20 protein-coding genes and 1 pseudogene are annotated in these 19,153 nt (G+C 65.7%); 11 read left to right on the top strand and 10 right to left on the bottom strand.

The genetic code is table 11. The features are described 5' to 3' along the window. The 3 genes and pseudogenes from Q8R73_RS13995 to Q8R73_RS13985 all read left to right on the top strand — a co-directional run. Positions 1-295: pseudogene (locus Q8R73_RS13995) on the top strand (hypothetical protein); the annotation flags it as partial. Positions 296-348: 53 nt separating this feature from the next. Next, entirely contained in the window at positions 349-774 is a 426-nt protein-coding gene (locus Q8R73_RS13990; protein ID WP_305720141.1) for a YeeE/YedE family protein, read from the top strand. A gap of 2 nt (positions 775-776) precedes the next feature. Next, positions 777-1,232 carry a YeeE/YedE family protein gene (locus Q8R73_RS13985; protein WP_305720140.1) on the top strand — a complete coding sequence of 152 codons (456 nt, stop codon included), beginning with the start codon at positions 777-779 and terminating at the stop codon, positions 1,230-1,232. A 2-nt stretch (positions 1,233-1,234) separates the two neighbouring features. Here Q8R73_RS13985 and Q8R73_RS13980 read toward each other — a convergent pair whose 3' ends face one another. The 3 genes from Q8R73_RS13980 to Q8R73_RS13970 form a co-directional block, all read right to left on the bottom strand. Next, complete coding sequence (locus tag Q8R73_RS13980; RefSeq protein WP_305720139.1) at positions 1,235-4,468, bottom strand: efflux RND transporter permease subunit; 3,234 nt, start codon at positions 4,466-4,468, stop codon at positions 1,235-1,237. Further along, on the bottom strand, positions 4,465-5,457 hold the full coding sequence (locus tag Q8R73_RS13975) for an efflux RND transporter periplasmic adaptor subunit (protein WP_305720138.1): 993 nt from the start codon (positions 5,455-5,457) through the stop codon (positions 4,465-4,467). Before Q8R73_RS13975 ends, Q8R73_RS13980 begins: the two co-directional genes overlap by 4 nt. A 96-nt stretch (positions 5,458-5,553) precedes the next feature. Further along, positions 5,554-5,865: a helix-turn-helix transcriptional regulator gene (locus Q8R73_RS13970; protein WP_305720137.1), complete on the bottom strand. Its 312-nt coding sequence runs from the start codon at positions 5,863-5,865 to the stop codon at positions 5,554-5,556. A gap of 128 nt (positions 5,866-5,993) precedes the next feature. Between Q8R73_RS13970 and Q8R73_RS13965 the strand changes: the two genes are divergently transcribed. From Q8R73_RS13965 to Q8R73_RS13955, 3 genes are read left to right on the top strand one after another with little or no spacing between them, the layout of a single operon-like run. Continuing rightward, entirely contained in the window at positions 5,994-7,280 is a 1,287-nt protein-coding gene (locus Q8R73_RS13965) for an NAD(P)/FAD-dependent oxidoreductase (RefSeq protein WP_305720136.1), read from the top strand. After that, the gene (gene trxC / locus Q8R73_RS13960; protein WP_305720135.1) at positions 7,277-7,720 is read left to right on the top strand and encodes a thioredoxin TrxC; all 444 of its coding nucleotides are present in this window, start codon (positions 7,277-7,279) and stop codon (positions 7,718-7,720) included. The genes Q8R73_RS13965 and trxC overlap by 4 nt, the downstream gene beginning before the upstream one ends. Before the next feature lie 32 nt (positions 7,721-7,752). After that, positions 7,753-7,956, top strand: coding sequence for a DUF2892 domain-containing protein (locus Q8R73_RS13955; protein WP_305720134.1), 204 nt, complete (start codon positions 7,753-7,755; stop codon positions 7,954-7,956). A gap of 25 nt (positions 7,957-7,981) precedes the next feature. Here Q8R73_RS13955 and Q8R73_RS13950 read toward each other — a convergent pair whose 3' ends face one another. After that, the gene (locus Q8R73_RS13950) at positions 7,982-9,985 is read right to left on the bottom strand and encodes a TonB-dependent receptor (RefSeq protein WP_305720133.1); all 2,004 of its coding nucleotides are present in this window, start codon (positions 9,983-9,985) and stop codon (positions 7,982-7,984) included. Positions 9,986-10,340: 355 nt separating this feature from the next. Here Q8R73_RS13950 and nikR point away from each other — a divergent pair, with 355 nt between their 5' ends. Both nikR and Q8R73_RS13940 read left to right on the top strand, forming a co-directional pair. Further along, the gene (nikR, locus tag Q8R73_RS13945; protein ID WP_305720132.1) at positions 10,341-10,787 is read left to right on the top strand and encodes a nickel-responsive transcriptional regulator NikR; all 447 of its coding nucleotides are present in this window, start codon (positions 10,341-10,343) and stop codon (positions 10,785-10,787) included. A gap of 124 nt (positions 10,788-10,911) precedes the next feature. After that, the gene (locus Q8R73_RS13940; protein ID WP_305720143.1) at positions 10,912-11,661 is read left to right on the top strand and encodes a sulfate transporter family protein; all 750 of its coding nucleotides are present in this window, start codon (positions 10,912-10,914) and stop codon (positions 11,659-11,661) included. A gap of 141 nt (positions 11,662-11,802) precedes the next feature. Here the strand turns inward: Q8R73_RS13940 and nth are convergent, their stop codons facing one another. Beyond that, positions 11,803-12,561 (bottom strand): endonuclease III, encoded by a 759-nt coding sequence (gene nth / locus Q8R73_RS13935; protein WP_305720142.1) that lies wholly within the window; start codon positions 12,559-12,561, stop codon positions 11,803-11,805. 22 nt (positions 12,562-12,583) lie between these two features. Here nth and Q8R73_RS13930 point away from each other — a divergent pair, with 22 nt between their 5' ends. From Q8R73_RS13930 to gpmI, 3 genes are all read left to right on the top strand, one after another. After that, on the top strand, positions 12,584-13,096 hold the full coding sequence (locus tag Q8R73_RS13930) for a DUF2244 domain-containing protein (protein ID WP_305720131.1): 513 nt from the start codon (positions 12,584-12,586) through the stop codon (positions 13,094-13,096). A gap of 54 nt (positions 13,097-13,150) precedes the next feature. Next, positions 13,151-14,047 carry a bifunctional helix-turn-helix domain-containing protein/methylated-DNA--[protein]-cysteine S-methyltransferase gene (locus tag Q8R73_RS13925; protein ID WP_305720130.1) on the top strand — a complete coding sequence of 299 codons (897 nt, stop codon included), beginning with the start codon at positions 13,151-13,153 and terminating at the stop codon, positions 14,045-14,047. Between the two features lie 103 nt (positions 14,048-14,150). Then, entirely contained in the window at positions 14,151-15,683 is a 1,533-nt protein-coding gene (gpmI, locus tag Q8R73_RS13920; protein WP_305720129.1) for a 2,3-bisphosphoglycerate-independent phosphoglycerate mutase, read from the top strand. Between the two features lie 110 nt (positions 15,684-15,793). Here gpmI and dapB read toward each other — a convergent pair whose 3' ends face one another. From dapB to Q8R73_RS13895, 5 genes are all read right to left on the bottom strand, one after another. Then, complete coding sequence (gene dapB, locus Q8R73_RS13915; RefSeq protein ID WP_305720128.1) at positions 15,794-16,609, bottom strand: 4-hydroxy-tetrahydrodipicolinate reductase; 816 nt, start codon at positions 16,607-16,609, stop codon at positions 15,794-15,796. Between the two features lie 216 nt (positions 16,610-16,825). Next, positions 16,826-17,128 (bottom strand): DUF1330 domain-containing protein, encoded by a 303-nt coding sequence (locus tag Q8R73_RS13910; protein ID WP_305720127.1) that lies wholly within the window; start codon positions 17,126-17,128, stop codon positions 16,826-16,828. 24 nt (positions 17,129-17,152) lie between these two features. Next, positions 17,153-17,863, bottom strand: a complete 711-nt coding sequence (pyrF, locus tag Q8R73_RS13905) for an orotidine-5'-phosphate decarboxylase (protein ID WP_305720126.1) — start codon at positions 17,861-17,863, stop codon at positions 17,153-17,155. A 6-nt stretch (positions 17,864-17,869) separates the two neighbouring features. After that, positions 17,870-18,448 carry an NADPH-dependent FMN reductase gene (locus Q8R73_RS13900; protein WP_305720125.1) on the bottom strand — a complete coding sequence of 193 codons (579 nt, stop codon included), beginning with the start codon at positions 18,446-18,448 and terminating at the stop codon, positions 17,870-17,872. A gap of 51 nt (positions 18,449-18,499) precedes the next feature. Beyond that, positions 18,500-19,102 (bottom strand): class I SAM-dependent methyltransferase, encoded by a 603-nt coding sequence (locus tag Q8R73_RS13895; protein WP_305720124.1) that lies wholly within the window; start codon positions 19,100-19,102, stop codon positions 18,500-18,502. Positions 19,103-19,153: the final 51 nt, after the last annotated feature.

Below are 19,153 nucleotides of genomic sequence, written 5' to 3'. Positions count from 1 at the left end.
CGCCATCGGAACCGGCACCGACGTCGCCATCGAGTCCTCCGACATCACGCTCATCTCCGGAGCGCTCAACGGTGTGGTCACCGCCATCACCTTGAGCCGGTCCACCATGCGCAACATCCGCCAGAACCTGTTCTTTGCGTTCATCTACAACGCCGCCGGCATCCCGATCGCCGCCGGCGTGCTCTACCCGACCTTCGGCCTGCTGCTGTCGCCGATCATCGCAGCCGCCGCCATGGCGCTGTCGTCGGTCAGCGTGGTCGGCAATGCCTTGCGATTGCGGGTGACGCGTTTGTAAGCTAGCCACGGCACGATGGGAGACTGGATCTCCGCGTCCTGTGGAGCAATGCCATGGCTAATTTCACTCCGTTATCGGCAGCGATCGGCGGCGCGCTGATCGGGCTCTCCTCGGTCCTGCTGATGCTGCTGACCGGCCGAATTGCCGGCATCAGCGGCATTTTTGGCGGCCTGCTCAATCCCGGAACCGGCGACAAGGCCTGGCGCCTCGCCTTCATCGCAGGGCTCATTCTGGCGCCGCCGCTCGCAGGCTGGATCGGTTACGGGATGCCGACACCGGAATTGCCGGCTAGCTGGACCGTCATCATCGCCGCCGGCCTTCTGGTCGGATTTGGCAGCCGCATGGGAGACGGCTGCACGTCCGGTCACGGCATCTGTGGCATCGCGCGGCTGTCCGTCCGGTCCATCGTGGCCACCGTCATCTTCATGCTGACCGCGATCCTGACCGTTGCGCTTACCCGTCACGGATTTGGAGGCTGACCATGCTGATGATCGCATCGCTGTCGTGCGGGCTGCTGTTCGGCGCCGGCCTGCTGATTTCGCAAATGGTACAGCCGGCCAAGGTTCTGGCATTTCTCGATGTCTTCGGCGCGTGGGATCCAAGTCTCGCCGTCGTCATGATCGCGGCGCTTGCGGTGTCCGTGCCCGGATTCATGCTGGCACGGAGCCGTTCGCGGCCGCTGCTCGCCGCCCAGGGGTTCTGGCCGACCAGGGACGATATCGACCGGCCGCTTGTTGCGGGATCGGCCCTGTTCGGCATCGGCTGGGGTCTCGTCGGGTTTTGCCCGGGGCCGGCTTTGGAAAGCCTCGCGACGCTGTCGCCCGATGTCTTCGTGTTTGTCCTGGCGATGGCCGCCGGCATGATTTTGCGCGACGCCTGGCAAAGGGCCCGTCCCACGGCGCGGGACGACGGGGCGCTGATGCGGCGGCCCGGCTAGCCTCAGCCCTTGGCTGCGGTCTCGCCGGACGGTACCTGCGGCTTGCTGTCGCGAAGCGCGATGTAGATCGCGGGAATCACGAGCACGGTGAGCAGCGTCGACGATGCCAGTCCGAACAGCAGCGAGATCGCCAGCCCCTGGAAGATCGGATCGAGCAGGATGGTCGCGGCGCCGATCATGGCGGCCAGCGCGGTCAGCAGGATCGGCTTGAAGCGCACGGCACCGGCTTCCAGCACGATGTCGCGCGTCGACCGGTTCGCGCCGGCGCTGTGGCGGATGAAGTCGACCAGCAGGATCGAATTGCGGACGATGATCCCGGCCAGCGCGATGAAGCCGATCATGGACGTCGCGGTGAACGGCGCGCCCAGCAGCCAGTGGCCGATCAGGATGCCGATCAGCGTCAGCGGAATCGGCGTCAGGATCACCAGCGGCAGACGAAAACTGCGGAACTGGGCCACGACCAGCACATAGATCCCGAGGATCGCGGCGCCGAATGCGGCGCCCATGTCGCGGAACGTGACATAGGTGATCTCCCATTCGCCGTCCCACAGCAGCGTCGGACGGGATTCGTCGGTCGGCTGGCCATGCAGGGCGATCACGGGCTTCTGCAGCTTGCCCCAGTCATGCGCCTCGATGCGGTCGGCGACCGCCAGCATGCCGTAGAGCGGCGCCTCGAAACGTCCCGCCAGCTCGGCCATCACCATGTCGGCGAAGCGGCCGTCGCGTCGGAAGATCTGCGGCGAGCCTTCCTCCATGGTTGCCTTCACCAGCTGACCGAGCTCGACGACGGTCTTGCTGCCGGGCAGCGTATTGGCCGGCACCGGCGTCGAGGCCAATGCCTCGGTCCAGGCGAGGTCGCGTTTCGGCAGCCGGACCGCGATCTCGATCGGATTGCGGTCTTCGCCGCGGTGCGAATATCCCACCGACACGCCCCCGAACAGGGTCTGGATGGTATCGTAGACGTCGCGCTGCTCGACACCGAAGAACTCGAGGCGGTCCTGGTCGATCGACAGCCGCAGCCGCGGCCGCTTCTGCCCGATCGAATCGTCGATATCGACGATGAACGGCACTTCGGCGAAGAGCTTCTTCAGTTCGCCGGCCACCGCCCGCCGGGTGGCCGCGTCGGGCCCGTAGATCTCGGCCAGCAGCGTCGCCAGCACCGGAGGACCCGGCGGCACTTCGACCACCTTGATGCTGGTACCGGCGGGAACGCTGACGGCCTTGAGGCGCTGGCGCAGATCGAGCGCGATGTCATGGCTTGCGCGCTTGCGGTCGGAGCGCGCGGCAAGATTGACCTGCAGTTCGCCAAGTTCCGGCCGCTCGCGCAAATAATAGTGCCGCACCAGGCCGTTGAAATTGAACGGCGCCGGGGTGCCGGCATAGGATTGCACCGACGTGATCTCGGGCAGGCCGCGGGCGATATCGGCGGCGGCAAACAAGGTTCGCTCGGTGTCTTCGATGCTGGCGCCCTCGGGGAGGTCGACGACAACCGCGATCTCCGACTTGTTGTCGAACGGCAACAGCTTGACCGTCACCGACTTGGTCGCGAACAGGGTCATCGACAGCAGGGTCGCGATCCCGACGACGACCAGGAAGATCCAGGCCGAACGCTTGCTGGCGACGATGGGGGTGGCGATGCGGCGATAGAGCCGGCCGAGCGCGCCTTCGTCATGCGCGGCATGCGCCGGGCCGGCGGCGCCCTCTTTCGGCGCCAGCCTCAGCATCAGCCACGGCGCCACCACCATCGCCACGAAGAACGAGAACAGCATCGCGGCGGACGCGTTCGCCGGAATCGGCGCCATGTAGGGACCCATCAGCCCCGATACGAACAGCATCGGCAGCAGCGCGGCAACGACGGTCAGCGTCGCCACCACGGTCGGATTGCCGACCTCGGCGACCGCTTCGATGGTGGCCTGCAGCCGCGGCCGCCCATCCCGCATCGCCCAGTGGCGGGCGATGTTCTCGACCACCACGATGGCGTCGTCGACCAGGATGCCGATCGAGAAGATCAGGGCGAACAGGCTGACGCGATTGATGGTGTAGCCCATCAGGTTCGCGGCGAACATCGTCAGCAGGATGGTGGTGGGGATCACGACCAGCGTAACCAGCGCCTCGCGCCAGCCGATCGCGATCGCGATCAGGATGACGATCGAGATCGTCGCGAGGCCGAGATGAAACAGCAGCTCGTTGGCCTTCTCGTTCGCGGTCTCGCCATAGTCCCGGGTCACGGTAACGACGACCTCATCCGGAATGAGGCGCGATTTCAGTCCCTCGAGACGGTGCGCAATCTCCTCGGAAACCACCACCGCATTGGCGCCGGCGCGCTTGGCAAGCGCCAGGCTGACGGCGGGAACGCGCTCCCACTTGCCCTTGGAGTCGCGCGCATCGTTCCAGACGCGGTGTTCGGTCGCGTTGGGTCCGATGACGACGTGGGCGACGTCCTTGACGTAGACCGGACGTCCGTCCCGCGTCGAGATCAGCAGGAGGCCGATGTCGGGAATACCGGACAGGGTCTGGCCGGCCGAGACGCTGCGGACCGTGCCGGCGTCGCGGACCTGTCCGGCGAGGAACGAGCGGTTGGCATCCTTCACCTTGGCGACGAGCTGCTGCAGCGTCACGCCGAACAGCGAGAGTTTTTCCGGATCGGGCTCGACCCGGATCTGCTGGGCGCCGCCGCCCGAAATGTAGGTCAGGCCGATGCTGTCGACCTTCATCAGCTCCGAGCGCAGCTTGTCGGCGAGTTCGTAGAGGTCCTTGTCCGTCCACCGTTCGGCGGCTTCCGGTTTCGGCGAGAGCGTCAGCACGGTCACGGCAACGTCGTTGATGCCGCGCCCGACGATCAGGGGCTCGGGAATCCCGACCGGGATGCGATCGAGATTGGCGCGGATCTTCTCATGTACGCGGAGGATGGCGTCCTCGGACTTGGTCCCGACCAGGAAGCGCGCGGTGACCAGGACGCGGTCGTCCTCGGTCTGGCTGTAGACGTGCTCCACGCCGTCGATACCCTTGACGATGGATTCGAGCGGCTTGGTGACCAGCTCGACCGCATCCGGGCCGCGCAATCCGTCGGCATTGACGCGGATGTCGACCATGGGGACGCTGATCTGCGGCTCCTCCTCGCGCGGAATGGCGACCACGGCGATCAAGCCGACGACCAGCGAGGCGAGCAGGAACAGCGGTGTCAGCGGGGACCCGATGGTCGCCCGGGTCAGGTGGCCCGAAAGTCCGAGATTCACGGCTGCACCAGGAGGTCGCCGGGGCGAATGCCGGACAGGATTTCGAGACCGTCGGGAAGCTCGGGGCTGGCGAGCGGGCGCCCGCGCTGCACCGGCGCGCTGATGGTGCGCTCGCCCTTGCGGATCTGGACATAGTCGATGCCGAAACGCGTGGTGACGTAGTTCGAGGGAACCACGAACGCCTTGCGCTCTCCGCCGGAGATCCAGACCCGGAGGCGGTCGCCGACGAAATACTCTCCGAGATTTTCAACGGTGGCGTCCGCGATCACGCGGCCGTCCTCGATCTGCGGATAGACCAGATCGATCACGCCCGATTTCGGACTCTGGTCGCCGAATTCGGCGCCGTCGACCCTGATCCTGTCGCCGGTCTTCAGCGAGCGGGCATGCCGCTCCGGCACCCGCAGCCTCAGTTTGAAATTCTGCTGCGCAATCATCGCCACGGGGTCGCCGGCCAGCACGACGGAGCCGACGGCGACCAGCTTTTTCAGCACCCGCCCGCCAGCCGGCGCCAGCACCTGGCCTTCGTTGAACTGCTGCTGCACCACCGCGCGCTCCGCGGTCTTCGCCCGCAGGCCGTTATCCGCCACGTTGAGCGCGGTGCGCGCCTCGTCGAGCCTGACCCGCGGGAGCGTGCCGCGCTCGACCAGGCCCTCGATCCGGGTAAAATCGATCTGCGCCTGGCTCGCCTGCGCCTGCAGCGCGTCGATCTGCGCGTCCAGCGATTTCATCTGCAGCGCGAGCTTGTCGTCGCCGATCGTGGCGATGGCCTGGCCGCTGGTCACCGGATCGCCTTCGCGGACGCCGAGCTGGACGACGGTGCCGCCGATGCGGCTGCGGGCCGGAACCACGCTGATGCTTTCGACGGTCGCGAAGACCGCCTTCTCGTCGGCGACCGGCCGGAGCGCAACGGTCAGGGTCTGGGCCGCGGCGGCATTGGCGCCGAACGCCGTCGCGGCCAGCATGCCCATTACTATCAATCTGCTGCGCATTGTCATCGCCTTTCCGCCCCATTGGCGGTTGTCGTGCATCTCATTGAAATTCACGGCGCCGACGTTGACCTGCCTCAAGGCGCCGCCGCTGTGCGGCTATAATCTTGTCTTCGCCTTCCGGGCTTTCGGCGGCGCGCAATAGACCTGATACAGCGTCTTCAGGATCTCGCGCGCGGGATCGCTGGCGATCGAATAGTAGATCGTCTGGGCCTCGCGCCGCGCCGCCACGAGGCCATCCTTGCGGAGCAGCGCGAGATGCTGGGACACCGTGGAATCGCGCAGGCTCAGGAACCCGGCGAGATCGCCCACCGAGCGCTCGCCGTCGATCAGCTGGCAAATGATCAGCAGCCGGTGCCGGTTGGACAGCGCCTTCAGCAGGTCGCTGGCCCGGTCGGCCGCGGATTCCATGATCGCACTATCTATTTTCATACTTGCGTATATACGAGAGTTCGAATATATAGTCAAGCGACGCGGCCAACGGACCGGAGAAAACCGGCGCAGCCGTCCACAGGGGAATGCAGCCAACGGAGTCGATCATGTCGGAAGTCGTCGTTATCGGAGCCGGTCTCAGCGGAACGCTGATGGCCTATGAACTGTTGCCGCAATTGAGCAAGGGCGACCGCCTGACCGTGGTTTCCCAGGGGCCGGTCTATCACTTCGTCCCCTCCAATCCCTGGGTCGCGATCGGCTGGCGCAAGCGCGGCGACATCGAGATCGACCTCGTCGAGATCATGAAACGCAAGGGCGTGCGGCTGCTGACGCAGGGCGCGCAGCGCGTGCATCCCGCGGAAAACCGCGTCGAACTCACCGACGGCGTCTCGATCGATTACGATTACCTGGTGGTCGCCACCGGGCCGGAGCTCGCATTCGACGAGATCCCCGGGCTGGGGCCGGACGGCCACACCCAATCGGTCTGCCACGTCGACCACGCGACACATGCCAGGGACGCCTTCGAGAAGCTCGCGGCCAACCCGGGACCGGTGGTGATCGGCGCTGTGCAAGGCGCCTCCTGCTTCGGGCCCGCCTACGAATTCCTGTTCATTCTGGAAACCGAGCTGCGCCGCCGCAAGCTGCGCGACCGCGTGCCGATGACCTTCGTCACCTCGGAACCCTATGTCGGCCATCTCGGTCTCGACGGGGTCGGCGATACCAAGGGCCTGCTCGAGAGCGAAATGCGCGAGAAGCACGTCAAATGGATCACCAACGCACGGGTGAAGGGCGTCGAGCAAGGCAGGATGACGGTCGAGGAAGTCGCCGACGACGGGTCGATCCGCAAGACCCACGAATTGCCGTTCGCCTATTCGATGATGCTGCCGGCGTTTCGCGGCGTCGGCGCCGTCAGGGGCATCGAGAAGCTGACCAACCCCCGCGGATTCGTCATCGTCGACAAGCACCAGCGCAATCCCGAATATCCCAACATCTTCGCGATCGGCGTCTGCGTGGCGATCGCGCCGGTCGGCGCGACCCCGGTCCCCGTCGGCGTGCCCAAGACCGGCTTCATGATCGAATCGATGGTGACGGCGACGGCGATGAATATCGGCGCGCTGCTGAAGGGCCGGATCCCGGTGGCGCAGCCGACCTGGAATGCGATCTGCCTCGCCGATTTCGGCGACACCGGCGTCGCCTTCCTGGCGCAGCCGCAAATTCCGCCGCGCAACGTCAACTGGTCCGCGAAGGGCGAATGGGTCCATCTCGCCAAGGTCGCCTTCGAGAAATACTTCCTGCGCAAGATCAGGCGCGGCGAGAGCGAGCCGTTCTACGAGCGCTTTCTGCTCGACAAGCTCAACATCGCCAAGATCAAGGAGGTCAAGACCGGAACATGAGCGCAAGTCACCAGATCGTCTGCGGGCATTGCGGCAAGATCAACCGGCTGCCCGCCGGAAGCACCGCAACGAAGGCCCGCTGCGGATCCTGTCATCAGCCGATCTTCAGCGGCCATCCCATCGAAGTGGACGAGCCGGCGTTCGACCGCCACCTCGCGCACAACGACATTCCCGTGCTGGTCGATGTCTGGGCGCCCTGGTGCGGTCCCTGCCGGTCCATGGCGCCGATGTTCGAACGCGCGGCGCAGCAGCTCGAACCTGGCGTCCGGCTGTTGAAGCTGAACTCGGACAAGGCGCCCACGGTCTCTTCCCGCCTCGGCATCAGCGGCATCCCGACGCTCCTGCTGATGCGCAACGGCCGGGAGATCGCACGGACCTCGGGCGCGATGGACACCAAAGCCATCGTGGCATGGACGACGGCCGGGCTTGCCCGGCCCTGACAGACTTCACCCAACCAAAAAAGGAATACGTTATGAATATCGATAAGGCAGTGCTCGCTTTCGCCGGATGTGTGGTGCTTCTCAGCCTTGCGCTGGGCTGGCTGGTCTCGCCCTACTGGTTCCTGCTGACCGCTTTCGCCGGGCTGAACATGCTGCAGGCAGCGTTCACGGGATTCTGTCCCGCGGCGATGATCTTCAAGAAGCTCGGCCTGCACGGCGGCAACGCATTCTCGTAATCGCGATTGCCTTGCCCCGTCGCGATCAGAACCGCCCGGCCAAGGTCAGGCGGACCGCCAGCGGCTCGGCCGGGTGGACATGCCGGTCGGCAAGGCCGTCGGCCAGCTCGCCCGGCAAGCGCGAGGCGTAGTAATATTCGATCTGGCTGGTTTTCGCGTTGAACAGATTGAGCGCGTCGAGCTGCAGCCGGATGCCGTTGTCGAAACGGTAGCCGGCGCGGGCGTTGAAGATCAGCGAATCCTGCGAGCGCACGCTGTCGTCCTCGATCAGCGGACGCGGGCCGAAATAGCGTCCGCGCAAGGCGCCGAACCAGCCGGTGTCGGCGCCGAAGGTGACGCCGCCGCTGGCGATCCAGGCCGGCGCGCCGGGGATGCGGTCGCCGGCCGGATCGAAGTCGGTGAAGCGCGCCCGCGTATAGGCGACGTCGAGATCGAGCGACAGCCACGGCCGGACCTTGTACGTGCTGGTCCATTCGATGCCGACGCGGCGGCTGGGACGGCTCGCCTCGGTGGTGCCGGCGTCGCCGACGAACAGCAGCTCGGAATCGAAATCCAGCACGAACAGCGCTACCGAGCTGGTGAGATCGGGTATCGCTTTGGTGCGGATGCCGATCTCGGCGCCCTTCGAGCGCACCAGCAGCGGGACGCGGTCCTGCGGCGTCACCTTGTCGTTGGGGTCGACGGTGATGGTGGCGCCCCTGATGTCGTTGGAGTGCAGGCCGTAGCCGGCATTGCCGTAGAATTCGGTCCGGTACCACGGACCCAGCACGATGCCGGCCTTCGGGCTGGTCATGGTCGCCGAGGCATTGCCGGAGTTTTCCGGCGTGTCGCTGGAAACCCGGCCGGCGAAATAGTCCTGCCGCAAGCCGACCGTCGTGCGCAGCCAGTCGGTCCAGCGCGCCGTGGTATCGGCCCAAAGCCCAATATTGCCTTCCCTGACCTGGTCCTCGCGAACGGTCGACAGCGTCGCGCGCTGCATGGTGCGCAACAGCCCGACACGAATATCGTCGCCGCGCGTGTTCAGCCCGACACGGGTCTGGGTCTCGATTCCGGCAAAGCGCACATCGAAACTGTGGCTGGCGTTGAAGCCGTACAGCGTGCGGCGGTCGAGCTGGCTGAACTGGTCGCCATTGACGGGATCGTCGAGCAGATAGGTAAAATTGTTGAACAGCTGCATCGAGGAGCGCACCACATAGGCGCTGGCCTTGCTCTGGCCGTAGGCGCTCGAATGCGCCCAGTTGCTGGAGAAACTGAATCGGCTCGAGGTTCCGCCGTCGGTCGCATCCAGCGTGCCGAAGCGGCCGATGAGGTTTTGGTCGATGGCGCGCTGCGCCACCTGGTCGGTCGAGTTCCAGCCGTTCGAATACGCCATCGCCGACAGCGTAAAGCCGTCGGTAGCGGTGCCCTGGCTGTAACGCAGCACGCCGTTCAGCTTGCGCACATCGTCGGGCACGTCCCAGGGGCCGTTATATTTGGTACCCTCGACCGCGGCGAGCAGCGTGCCGGCGCCGACCGCGGTCGAGCCGGCGGCGACCCCGCGCAGATACCCAAAACTGCCGAAGCTGATCTCCGCGAGGTTCTTCGGCAGCCTGGTCAGATAGTCGATGTCGACGGAACCGGCGGAGGCGAAATCACCCTTGTCGGCGAAGTAAGGCCCCTTGCGGACATTGACCGCCCCGACCAGTTCCGGAATCAGGAAGTTGATGTCGGCGTAGCCCTGGCCGTGGCCATGGGTCGGCATGTTGACCGGCATGCCATCGACCGTGATGGCAAGGTCGGTGCCGCGGTCGAGATTGAAGCCGCGCAGAAAATACTGGTTGGCTTTGCCCTCGCCGGAATGCTGGGTGACCATCAGCCCCGGCACCGCCTCCAGCAATTCGCCGACCCGCGACGCCGGTCGGGCGTTGAACTCCTCACCGCTGATCGTGGTTTCGCTGGCGGACGCGGGCTGCAGACCTTGCGGCCCCGAAACGGCCGAACCCGACGTAACACCCGTCGCGGCAGCGACCGGTTGAACCGGCTGGACCACCGCAGGGTTTTGCGCGCTTCGCTCGCGACGCGATTGCTGCGGCTGCCTGATCCGCCGTTGCCGCGTGGTTTGCGGGGAAATCACCGTCACCGGGGGAAGCTGGCCTGCCCCGGATTCGGTTTTCGCCGTCTGGGCGTGCGCCGGAGGGGCCAAGGGGACCAAGGGGGTAAAAACAACGATGGACGTGCCCGCCCAAAACAGGCGCCAACAAACCTTACGCAACGCCCATGCCCCCGCATGATACTGCTACAGTCGTCTTGCGACCGCACAGGCCAACCCAACCCGGCCACTGACGCTACCAGCCACAGTATGACGTTGCAATAAAAGCATCATACCAGCCTATTCGGAACCATCCATGCAACGGATCACCATCACCATCGAGGACGACCTGCTGGCGGAGATCGACGCCGCCGCGAAAGACCGCGGCTACCAGAACCGCTCCGAAATCATTCGCGACCTCGCCCGCGCCGGCCTCCAGCAGAGCGCCCAGGAGGCGGAGCCCTCTGGGCAATGCGTGGCGGCGCTGGTGTATGTCTACGACCACGCCGCGCGCGACCTGTCGAAACGCCTGGTGCAGACCTTTCACGGCCATCACGATCTGTCGCTGGCGACGCTGCATGTCCATCTCGACGACGACAGCTGCATGGAAGTGACCGCGCTGAAGGGCGCCTCCAGCGAAGTGCAGCATTTCGCCGACCACATCATCGCCGAACGCGGCGTGCGCTACGGGAAAGTGGTGATGATCCCGACTGCGACGGGCAAGAAGAAGCGGGCGCGCAAGGGCGCGCACAAGTACGACTGAGCGCCGGGTCCTTCACTCTCCCTGAACCTCGCATCCATCGCGGTCAGGCTGACGGCTCTTGCCGAACCGGGCCCGCATGTCTACTTCTCGCAAGGGCTTTTTCCCGAAAGAGGACTTGACCACCATGCTGGACGCCGCCGTCAAGGCGCTATCGCAAATCCTGTCGCCGCCGATGCGCTCGATCCTGTGGCGCTCGATCGGGCTGGCACTGGTGCTGATCATCGTGCTCGCGGTCGGCCTGCAGCGGCTGCTGAGCTGGTTCGCGGGTTCGGGCGAAGTCTGGCTCGACGGCATGCTTGGGCCGGACTACGAGACCTCGATCAACGTGCTGGCCTGGATCATCTCGATCATGGCCGGGCTCGGCGTCGTGCTTGGCGCGGTGTTCCTGATGCCGGTGATCACCTCGCTGGTGGCGAGCGTGTTCGTCGACGAGGTCGCCGACCATGTCGAGCTCGAGCATTATCCGGCCGAACGCCCCGGCACCGCGCTGCCGTTCGGCCTCGCCATCACCGAAGGCGTCAAGACCGCGCTTCTGACGCTGCTGGTTTATCTGATCGCGCTGCCCTTCGTGTTGATCGCCGGCGCCGGCTTCATCGTGTTCTTCGTCGCCACCGCCTGGCTGCTGGGCCGGGAGTATTTCGAGCTGGCGGCGATGCGGTTTCGCACCCCGGCGGAAGCCAAGGCGATGCGCAAGGCGAATGCGGCGACCGTCTTCACCGCGGGCCTGTTCATCGCGGCCTTCGTGTCGATCCCGATCGTCAACCTGGCGACGCCGCTGTTCGGCATGGCCTTCATGGTCCACATGCACAAGCGCCTGAGCGGCCCGCGGCCGGAGCTGATCGAGCCGGCGCGCAAGACAAGGGTGCCGGTGTAGATTCCTCATGGTGAGGAGCGCGTCTTCTGTCCAAGCCGTCATTGCGAGCGAAGCGAAGCAATCCAGCTTTCTTTCTTCGCGCGGCAAGACTGGATTGCTTCGTCGCAAGTGCTCCTCGCAATGACGACGTTGGCAGCTCCCCTACACCGTCTTCTCCGGCCACCGGCAAAGATCGTTGATCAGGCAGACGTCGCAGCGCGGCTTGCGCGCGAGGCAGATGTAGCGGCCGTGCAGGATCAGCCAGTGGTGGGCGTGCAGCATGAATTCCGACGGGATCACCTTCTCGAGGCCGAGTTCGACTTCGAGCGGATTCTTGCCGGGCGCCAGACCCGTGCGGTTGCCGATGCGAAACACGTGGGTATCGACCGCCATGGTGTGTTCGCCATAGGCCATGTTGAGCACGACATTGGCGGTCTTGCGGCCGGCGCCGGGCAGCGATTCGATCTCCGCGCGGGTGCGCGGCACGACGCCGCCGAATTCGGCGATCAGTTTGGCCGACAGCGCGATGACGTTTTTCGCCTTGTTGCGATAGAGCCCGATGGTCTTGACGTAGTCGCGCACCCGGTCCTCGCCGAGTGCAAGCATTTTTTCCGGCGTGTCGGCGACCGCGAACAGCGCGCGGGTCGCCCTGTTGACGCCGGCGTCGGTCGCCTGCGCCGACAGCACCACGGCGACCAGCAATGTATAGGCGTTGAGATGTTCGAGCTCGCCCTTCGGTTCGGGATTCGCATTGCGAAAGCGGCTGAACGCCTCGTACACCTCGGCGGCGGTCCAGGGCCTCATCTTCGAAGGTTTTGGCCTGGCTGCGCGCGCGGGCCCGGGCTGGGCTGCTGCTTTTTTGATCGGTTTTGCCGCCGGGAGTTTGGCTTTGGCCCCGAGGCCGCGGGTGATTTTCGCCATGATCCTGATATACTGACCGGCGATGACCGCAGGCAATGATTATGATCCCCAGCCGGAATTGTTTTCGGCGCTGCTGACGCCGCACCGCTCGCTGAACCGCACCGGCTTCGTCGTGCTGATGGTATTTCTCGGCGTGGTCAGCTTTGTCACCGGGCTGGCGTTTCTCCTGATGGGCGCATGGCCCGTGATGGGCTTTTTCGGTCTCGATATCCTGGTGATCTGGTGGGCGTTCCGGATCAATTTCCGCCGTGCCGCCGCCACCGAGGAAATTCGCATCACACCGTCAGAACTGCGGGTGCGCCGGGTCAGCCACCGCGGCGATGTGGTCGAATGGGTGCTCAATCCGCTGTGGGTGCAGCTCGATCAGAAATCCCACGCCGAATTCGGCATCGAAAAGCTCTTTCTGGTCTCGCGCGGGCGCCGCGTCGCCATCGCGAGTTTTTTGGGCCCCGACGAAAAAGCCAGCTTTGCCAAGGCTTTGCTTGCAGCCCTGCAGGCCGCCAAACGCGGCCCGACCTACAATCCGGTCTCATGAAGCCTGGTCGGGAATCGGGTGGTTTGCGCCTCTCGCCCGTCCTACATCAGAGCCATGATGAACCTCGCCATGAATGAGCACCGCCTCACCAAACCGGGACCCCAGAACGCCGCGCTGCGCGACTATGATTCGGTGCGCCGCGCCATCGCCTTCATCTCGGAGCAGTGGCGCGCGCAGCCGACCATCGAGGCGATGGCGGAAGCAGCCTCGGTGACGCCGGATGAGTTGCACCATCTGTTCCGCCGCTGGGCCGGCCTGACGCCAAAGGCCTTCATGCAGGCGCTGACGCTCGACCACGCCAAGGGCCTGCTGCGCGATTCCGCCAGCGTGCTCGACGCCGCTCTCGATTCCGGGCTGTCGGGCCCGGGGCGGCTGCACGATCTGTTCGTCACCCATGAGGCGATGTCGCCAGGCGAATGGAAGAACGGCGGCGCCGGCATGACGCTGCGTTACGGCTTCCACCCCTCGCCGTTCGGCACCGCCATCGTGATCGCCAGCGGCCGCGGTCTCGCCGGCCTTGCCTTCGCCGATCCCGGCGAGGAGCAAGCAGCACTCGCCGACATGCAGCGGCGCTGGCCCCGCGCCACCTACCTGGAAGATCGCGAGGGCACCGCCGACCTGGCGCAGCGCGTGTTCGACAGGAACATGTGGCGCGCCGACCGGCCGCTGCGCGTGGTGCTGATCGGCACCGATTTCGAGGTCCGGGTCTGGGAGACGCTGTTGAAAATCCCGATGGGCCGCGCGGTGTGCTATTCCGACATCGCGACCAATATCGAGAAGCCAAAGGCCTCGCGCGCCGTCGGCGCCGCGGTCGGCAGGAACCCGGTCTCGTTCGTGGTGCCGTGCCACCGCGCGCTGGGCAAGAGCGGCGCGCTGACCGGCTATCACTGGGGTATCACCCGCAAGCAGGCGATGCTGGGCTGGGAAGCCGGACAGGTCGGGATGCATTAGCGGCTTTCGGGACATATCCGGTCCCGGAATGCCCGAGAGCGGCGTTGACGACCTCAAACCGATCGCCCACAACCACCTTCGAAATCCGATAGAAGGTGGATCCATGCAGAAACGTCGCCCTGTCATGCTGGCTATCCTGGATGGCTGGGGCTGGCGCGAAGATCCGGCCGACAATGCCGTTCTTCAGGCCAGCACGCCGAATTTCGATCGCCTGTGGTCCACCGGTCCGCACGCCTTCCTGACGACGTCGGGACTCGATGTCGGCCTGCCCGGCGGTCAGATGGGCAATTCCGAGGTCGGACACTTCAACATCGGCGCGGGCCGCGTCGTGATGCAGGATCTGCCGCGGATCAACGATGCGATTGCCTCCGGCAGCATCAAATCCGCCGCAGCGCTGCGCAGCCTGATCGGGGCGCTGAAGCAGAGCGGCGGCACCTGCCATCTGATCGGCCTGGTTTCCCCGGGCGGGGTGCATTCGCATCAGGACCAGGCGGCGGCACTGGCCGTCATTCTCGCCGAGAGCGGCGTGCCCACGGTGGTCCACGCCCTCACCGATGGACGCGATACGCCGCCGAAATCGGCGGCCGGGGATTTGAGGCGGCTGCAGGCCGCACTGCCGCCGTCGGTGCCGGTGGCCACGGTGATCGGCCGATACTTCGCCATGGACCGCGACAAGCGCTGGGATCGCGTCGCCAGGGCCTACCATGCCATCGTCGAGGCCGAAGGCCCGCGTTTTCCCGACGCCCAGTCGGCGATCGCCGACGCCTATGCCCACGACCACACCGACGAATTCGTCGAACCTTCCGTGATCGGCAGCTATGCCGGCGTCAGGGACGGCGACGGCGTGCTCTGCTTCAACTTCCGCGCCGATCGCGTGCGCGAGATTCTCGGCGCGATGCTCGATCCGTCGTTTGCCGGCTTCCCGCGCAAGCGCGCGGTGCGCTTCGCCGCCGCGGTCGGCATGACGCAGTACAGCGAGGATCTCGACCGGTTGATGCAGACGATATTCCCGCCGCAGACCTATCCGAACATTCTGGGGGAGGTCACGGCGGCCGCGAACCGCACGCAATTGCGCATGGCGGAAACGGAGAAATACCCCCACGTCACCTATTTTCTCAATGGCGGACGGGAAGAACCTTTTGCCGGCGAGGATCGCATCATGGTGCCCTCGCCCAAGGTCGCGACCTACGACCTGCAGCCGGAAATGTCGGCGCCCGAATTGACGGCGAAGGCAGTGGAGGCGATCCAGTCGGGCAAGTACGACCTGATCATCCTGAACTATGCCAATCCGGACATGGTGGGGCACTCCGGCATTCTGGCGGCCGCGATCAAGGCGGTGGAAACCGTGGATCGCGGGCTCGGCCAGATCGCGGATGCGATCGAAAAATCCGGCGGCGCGCTGCTGGTCACCGCCGATCACGGCAACTGCGAAATGATGCGCGATCCCGTCACCGGCGGTCCGCACACCGCCCACACCACCAACCCGGTGCCGCTGCTGCTGCTGGGCGGCGGCGACGTCTCGCTGTCGAATGGCCGGCTGGCGGATCTGGCGCCGACCCTGCTCGACCTGATGGAATTGCCGCAGCCCGCCGAGATGACCGGCAAATCGTTGCGGCAGCCGAACGGAAAGAGCTGACGCGCTTCCCGTTCCAACGAGCCAGAACGCTTTCTTCTCCCCTCCTCCCGCTGTGTCCGCCGAAGCCGCTTGGCGAAGGCGGGCGAAGCGGTGGGGAGGGGAGAAGAGCTTCAGAAATCGCCGAGCCCGAGCACGTCGGCCATCGAATACAGTCCGGGCTTCTGCTGGCGCGCCCAAAGTGCTGCCTTGATGGCGCCCTGCGCGAACATCATGCGGTCCTCGGCGTGATGCGACAGCGTGATGCGCTCCATGGCGCCGGCGAAGATCACGCTGTGATCGCCGGTGACGGTGCCGCCGCGCAGCGACGCGAAGCCGATATCGCCCGGCCGCCGCGCGCCGGTGATGCCGTCGCGGCCGCGCGCCGAATGGGTGCCGAGGTCGACGCCGCGGCCGGCGGCGGCGGCCTCGCCGAGCATCAGGGCTGTGCCCGAGGGCGCGTCGATCTTGGCGCGGTGATGCATTTCGAGGATTTCGATATCGAAACTCGGGTCGAGCGACTGCGCCACCCGCTTGACCAGCGCGGCCAGCAGATTGACGCCGAGGCTCATATTGCCCGACTTGACGACGATGGCCTGCCGGGTGACGCTCTTGATCACGGCGTCGTCGGACGACGACAGGCCCGTGGTGCCGATGATATGGACCAGGCCGCGCTCGGCGGCGATCGCGACATTGGCGATGGTGGCGGCCGGCACGGTGAAATCCACGATGCCGTCGGCATGGCCCGACAGCGACCACAGGTCGCCCGAGAGTTTCACGCCATTTTCGGGCAGGCCGGCGAGCACGCCGGCATCCCTGCCCAAAAGCTCCGATCCCGGCGCTTCCAGCGCGCCGGCAAGCACGGCGCCCGGCGTTTCCGAGATGACGCGCGTCAGCGCGCGGCCCATCCGGCCGCCGGCCCCCGCAACGATCAAACGCATGTCGGCCATGGCTCTACCCCTCTCCGCCCCTATAGCGGGCGCGGGGTTTCCGGGCAACGGATTGATGCGTCGCCCCGGGGCAACACACCCCACTCCCTCATGGTGAGGAGCTCGTTGGACAGCGCTTGCGCTGTCCGAAGCGCGTCTCGAACCATCTGGCACATGACCTGCGGCCGTCCTTCGAGATGCATCGCGCCGCGATGCTCCTCAGGACGAGGATAGCGGCTACGGCTGCGGCCCGTCATAGCCTTCGATGATAATCAGTTCGGCGGTCGAATGCGGCTGCCGCAGCTTGATGTTGTCCTGGTATTCCGGCGAGCGGTAGCAGGCCAGCGCCGTCTCGTAATCGGCGAACTCGATCACGACGTTGCGCGAGCGGCTTGCGCCCTCCAGACCCTCGAACTTGCCGCCGCGCACGACGTAGCGTCCGCCGAATTTCTTGAAGATCGCGGGGTTGGCGGCCGCATAGGCCTTGTAGCCTTCATCATTGTGAACGTCGACGCGCGCGATCCAGTAACCCTTTGCCATTGTCGGTTTCCTCCCTTTTTGTGTTCAGCCCAGAGCCTGCTTGATCTCGGCCTGGATGGCCTCGGCCGCTTCCCTGGGATCGGCGGCTTCCATCACCGGACGTCCGACCACCAGATAGTCCGCGCCGGCGGCGATGGCGCGCGCCGGCGTCATGATGCGCTTCTGGTCGCCGGCTGCGGCTCCCGCGGGCCGGATGCCCGGGGTGACCAGGTTCATCCGGTGACCGACTACTTTACGCAAATGCGCAGCTTCTTCCGGCGAACAGACCAGGCCGTCGATGCCGAGCACCTGGGCCTGCTGGGCACGGGCCTCGACCAGATCGGACACGCCGAGCCGGAAGCCCGCGGCATGAAGGTCGCCATCGTCATAGGAGGTCAGCACGGTGACCGCGAGAATCTTCAGGTCGGATCCGGCGCGCGCCTCGGCCGCGGCCTTCATGGTCTGCGGATAGGCGTGCACCGTGAGAAACGTCGCGCCCAGCTTTGCGATACTCTCGACGCCGCGCGCGACCGTGTTGCCGATGTCGTGCAGCTTGAGATCGATGAACACCTTCTTGCCCTGGTCGGCGAGCTGGCGCACCAGCGGCAGTCCGCCGGCATAGGCGAGCTGGTAACCGATCTTGTAGAACGTCACGCTGTCGCCGAGCCGGGCAATCATCGCTTCCGCCGCGGCGGTGCCGGGCAGATCCAGCGCCACGATCAGGCGGTCGCGGGGAGCGATCTCGGAAGCCTGCATGTCACCTCACATCATGCGCTGGGAAATGTCGATCAGCTGCCGCACCAGCGCGCCCAGCGCCTCGCTGTCGGCCGGATGCTTCAGCCTGTCCCTATCATCATAGGCCTCGTGGGCGAATGACAGCGCGAGCTGGCTGGGAATGACCGGCGCCTGGCAGGCGGCCAGGATCAGCCGCAGCGCCGCCAGGCCGCGCGTTCCGCCGAGCCGGTTTTCCGAGGCCGCCGCGATCGCAAAGGGCCGCTCGCGAAACACCTGGCCGCGGGTCTCGTGGCTGTCCTGCACCCGGCTCACCCAGTCGATGGCGTTTTTCAGCAGCGGCGAGACCGACGCATTGTATTCCGGCGAAACCAGAAGCACGCCGTGATGCGCGCCCATCATCCGCTTCAGGTTGACCGCGTGTTTCGGCACGCCGGATCTGCTCTGCAGGTCGCCGTCATAGATCGGCAGCGGAAAATCGGCCAGCGAGATCCGGGTGACTTCGGCGCCGGCCAGCGCGAATTCATGCGCAGCCGCGGAAGCCAGCTTCGCATTGTGCGAGGCTGTGCGCAGCGAGCCGGGGATGATGAGGATTTTCAGCGCGGCCATGAACCAATCGCAAGACAGGGCGAACCGGCGCGCGAGGGCACCGGAAAGGGGTCAGCCCTTGCGATACACCCAGACGCGGGCCGGTGGAAGGTTCATCCAGATGCGCTCGGAGGCTTCGGTGGAAACGCCCGGCAGCGATTTCGGAATCGGCGGCGCTACCGAATAGGTGAACTGCACGAAGGGCGCGCCCGGCGCCAACGCCAGAAAAGCGTCGCGGATCAGTTTCAGCCGCTTCAGCATCGGTTGCGTCACCAGCGGCAGGCCTGAAACCACGGCGGATGCCGGCGCGCCCAGCACGTCGCCGAGCGAGTCGCGCAGCGCATAGGCGTCGCCCTGCAGGACCCTGGCCTGCGGATAGCGGTCGCGCAGCAGCGCGCAGAAACCCGGATTATATTCGACCAGCACCAGCCGCTTCTGATCGATGCCATGCTCGATCAGCGCGTTGGTAATCGCCCCGGTGCCCGGTCCCAATTCGATCACCGGTGCCGTGGAATCGACGTCGACATATTGCGCCATGGTGCGGGCGAGAAGTTTGCCCGACGGCATCACCGCGCCCATCCGCAGCGGCTTTTCGATCCATGAACGGAGGAAGCGGACCTCATCGTCAAGACGGGGAGGCTTCTTCAACGCACGCACAGACGATTGCAATGGCATGTCGCTACCGGACGGGACCCGACGGTGGGCGGGAGTGTCAGAAAATAGTCA

It is taken from the genome of Bradyrhizobium sp., assembly GCF_030697065.1.
GTDB lineage: Bacteria > Pseudomonadota > Alphaproteobacteria > Rhizobiales > Xanthobacteraceae > Bradyrhizobium.
Note: the sequence above shows the minus strand (reverse complement) of the source record. Positions and strands in the feature narration are given on the sequence as shown.

What these genes read in the sequence shown, in the direction of transcription:
- gpmI (WP_305720129.1), top strand. Translation starts at nt 14,151, where the DNA reads ATGCAGAAACGTCGCCCTGTCATGCTGGCTATCCTGGATGGCTGGGGC.
- Q8R73_RS13895 (WP_305720124.1), bottom strand. Translation starts at nt 19,102, where the DNA reads ATGCCATTGCAATCGTCTGTGCGTGCGTTGAAGAAGCCTCCCCGTCTT.
- Q8R73_RS13940 (WP_305720143.1), top strand. Translation starts at nt 10,912, where the DNA reads ATGCTGGACGCCGCCGTCAAGGCGCTATCGCAAATCCTGTCGCCGCCG.
- Q8R73_RS13970 (WP_305720137.1), bottom strand. Translation starts at nt 5,865, where the DNA reads ATGGAATCCGCGGCCGACCGGGCCAGCGACCTGCTGAAGGCGCTGTCC.
- Q8R73_RS13900 (WP_305720125.1), bottom strand. Translation starts at nt 18,448, where the DNA reads ATGGCCGCGCTGAAAATCCTCATCATCCCCGGCTCGCTGCGCACAGCC.
- Q8R73_RS13990 (WP_305720141.1), top strand. Translation starts at nt 349, where the DNA reads ATGGCTAATTTCACTCCGTTATCGGCAGCGATCGGCGGCGCGCTGATC.
- nth (WP_305720142.1), bottom strand. Translation starts at nt 12,561, where the DNA reads ATGGCGAAAATCACCCGCGGCCTCGGGGCCAAAGCCAAACTCCCGGCG.
- pyrF (WP_305720126.1), bottom strand. Translation starts at nt 17,863, where the DNA reads ATGCAGGCTTCCGAGATCGCTCCCCGCGACCGCCTGATCGTGGCGCTG.
- Q8R73_RS13975 (WP_305720138.1), bottom strand. Translation starts at nt 5,457, where the DNA reads ATGCGCAGCAGATTGATAGTAATGGGCATGCTGGCCGCGACGGCGTTC.
- Q8R73_RS13930 (WP_305720131.1), top strand. Translation starts at nt 12,584, where the DNA reads ATGACCGCAGGCAATGATTATGATCCCCAGCCGGAATTGTTTTCGGCG.
- dapB (WP_305720128.1), bottom strand. Translation starts at nt 16,609, where the DNA reads ATGGCCGACATGCGTTTGATCGTTGCGGGGGCCGGCGGCCGGATGGGC.
- Q8R73_RS13985 (WP_305720140.1), top strand. Translation starts at nt 777, where the DNA reads ATGCTGATGATCGCATCGCTGTCGTGCGGGCTGCTGTTCGGCGCCGGC.
- Q8R73_RS13955 (WP_305720134.1), top strand. Translation starts at nt 7,753, where the DNA reads ATGAATATCGATAAGGCAGTGCTCGCTTTCGCCGGATGTGTGGTGCTT.
- Q8R73_RS13965 (WP_305720136.1), top strand. Translation starts at nt 5,994, where the DNA reads ATGTCGGAAGTCGTCGTTATCGGAGCCGGTCTCAGCGGAACGCTGATG.
- nikR (WP_305720132.1), top strand. Translation starts at nt 10,341, where the DNA reads ATGCAACGGATCACCATCACCATCGAGGACGACCTGCTGGCGGAGATC.
- Q8R73_RS13925 (WP_305720130.1), top strand. Translation starts at nt 13,151, where the DNA reads ATGATGAACCTCGCCATGAATGAGCACCGCCTCACCAAACCGGGACCC.
- trxC (WP_305720135.1), top strand. Translation starts at nt 7,277, where the DNA reads ATGAGCGCAAGTCACCAGATCGTCTGCGGGCATTGCGGCAAGATCAAC.
- Q8R73_RS13910 (WP_305720127.1), bottom strand. Translation starts at nt 17,128, where the DNA reads ATGGCAAAGGGTTACTGGATCGCGCGCGTCGACGTTCACAATGATGAA.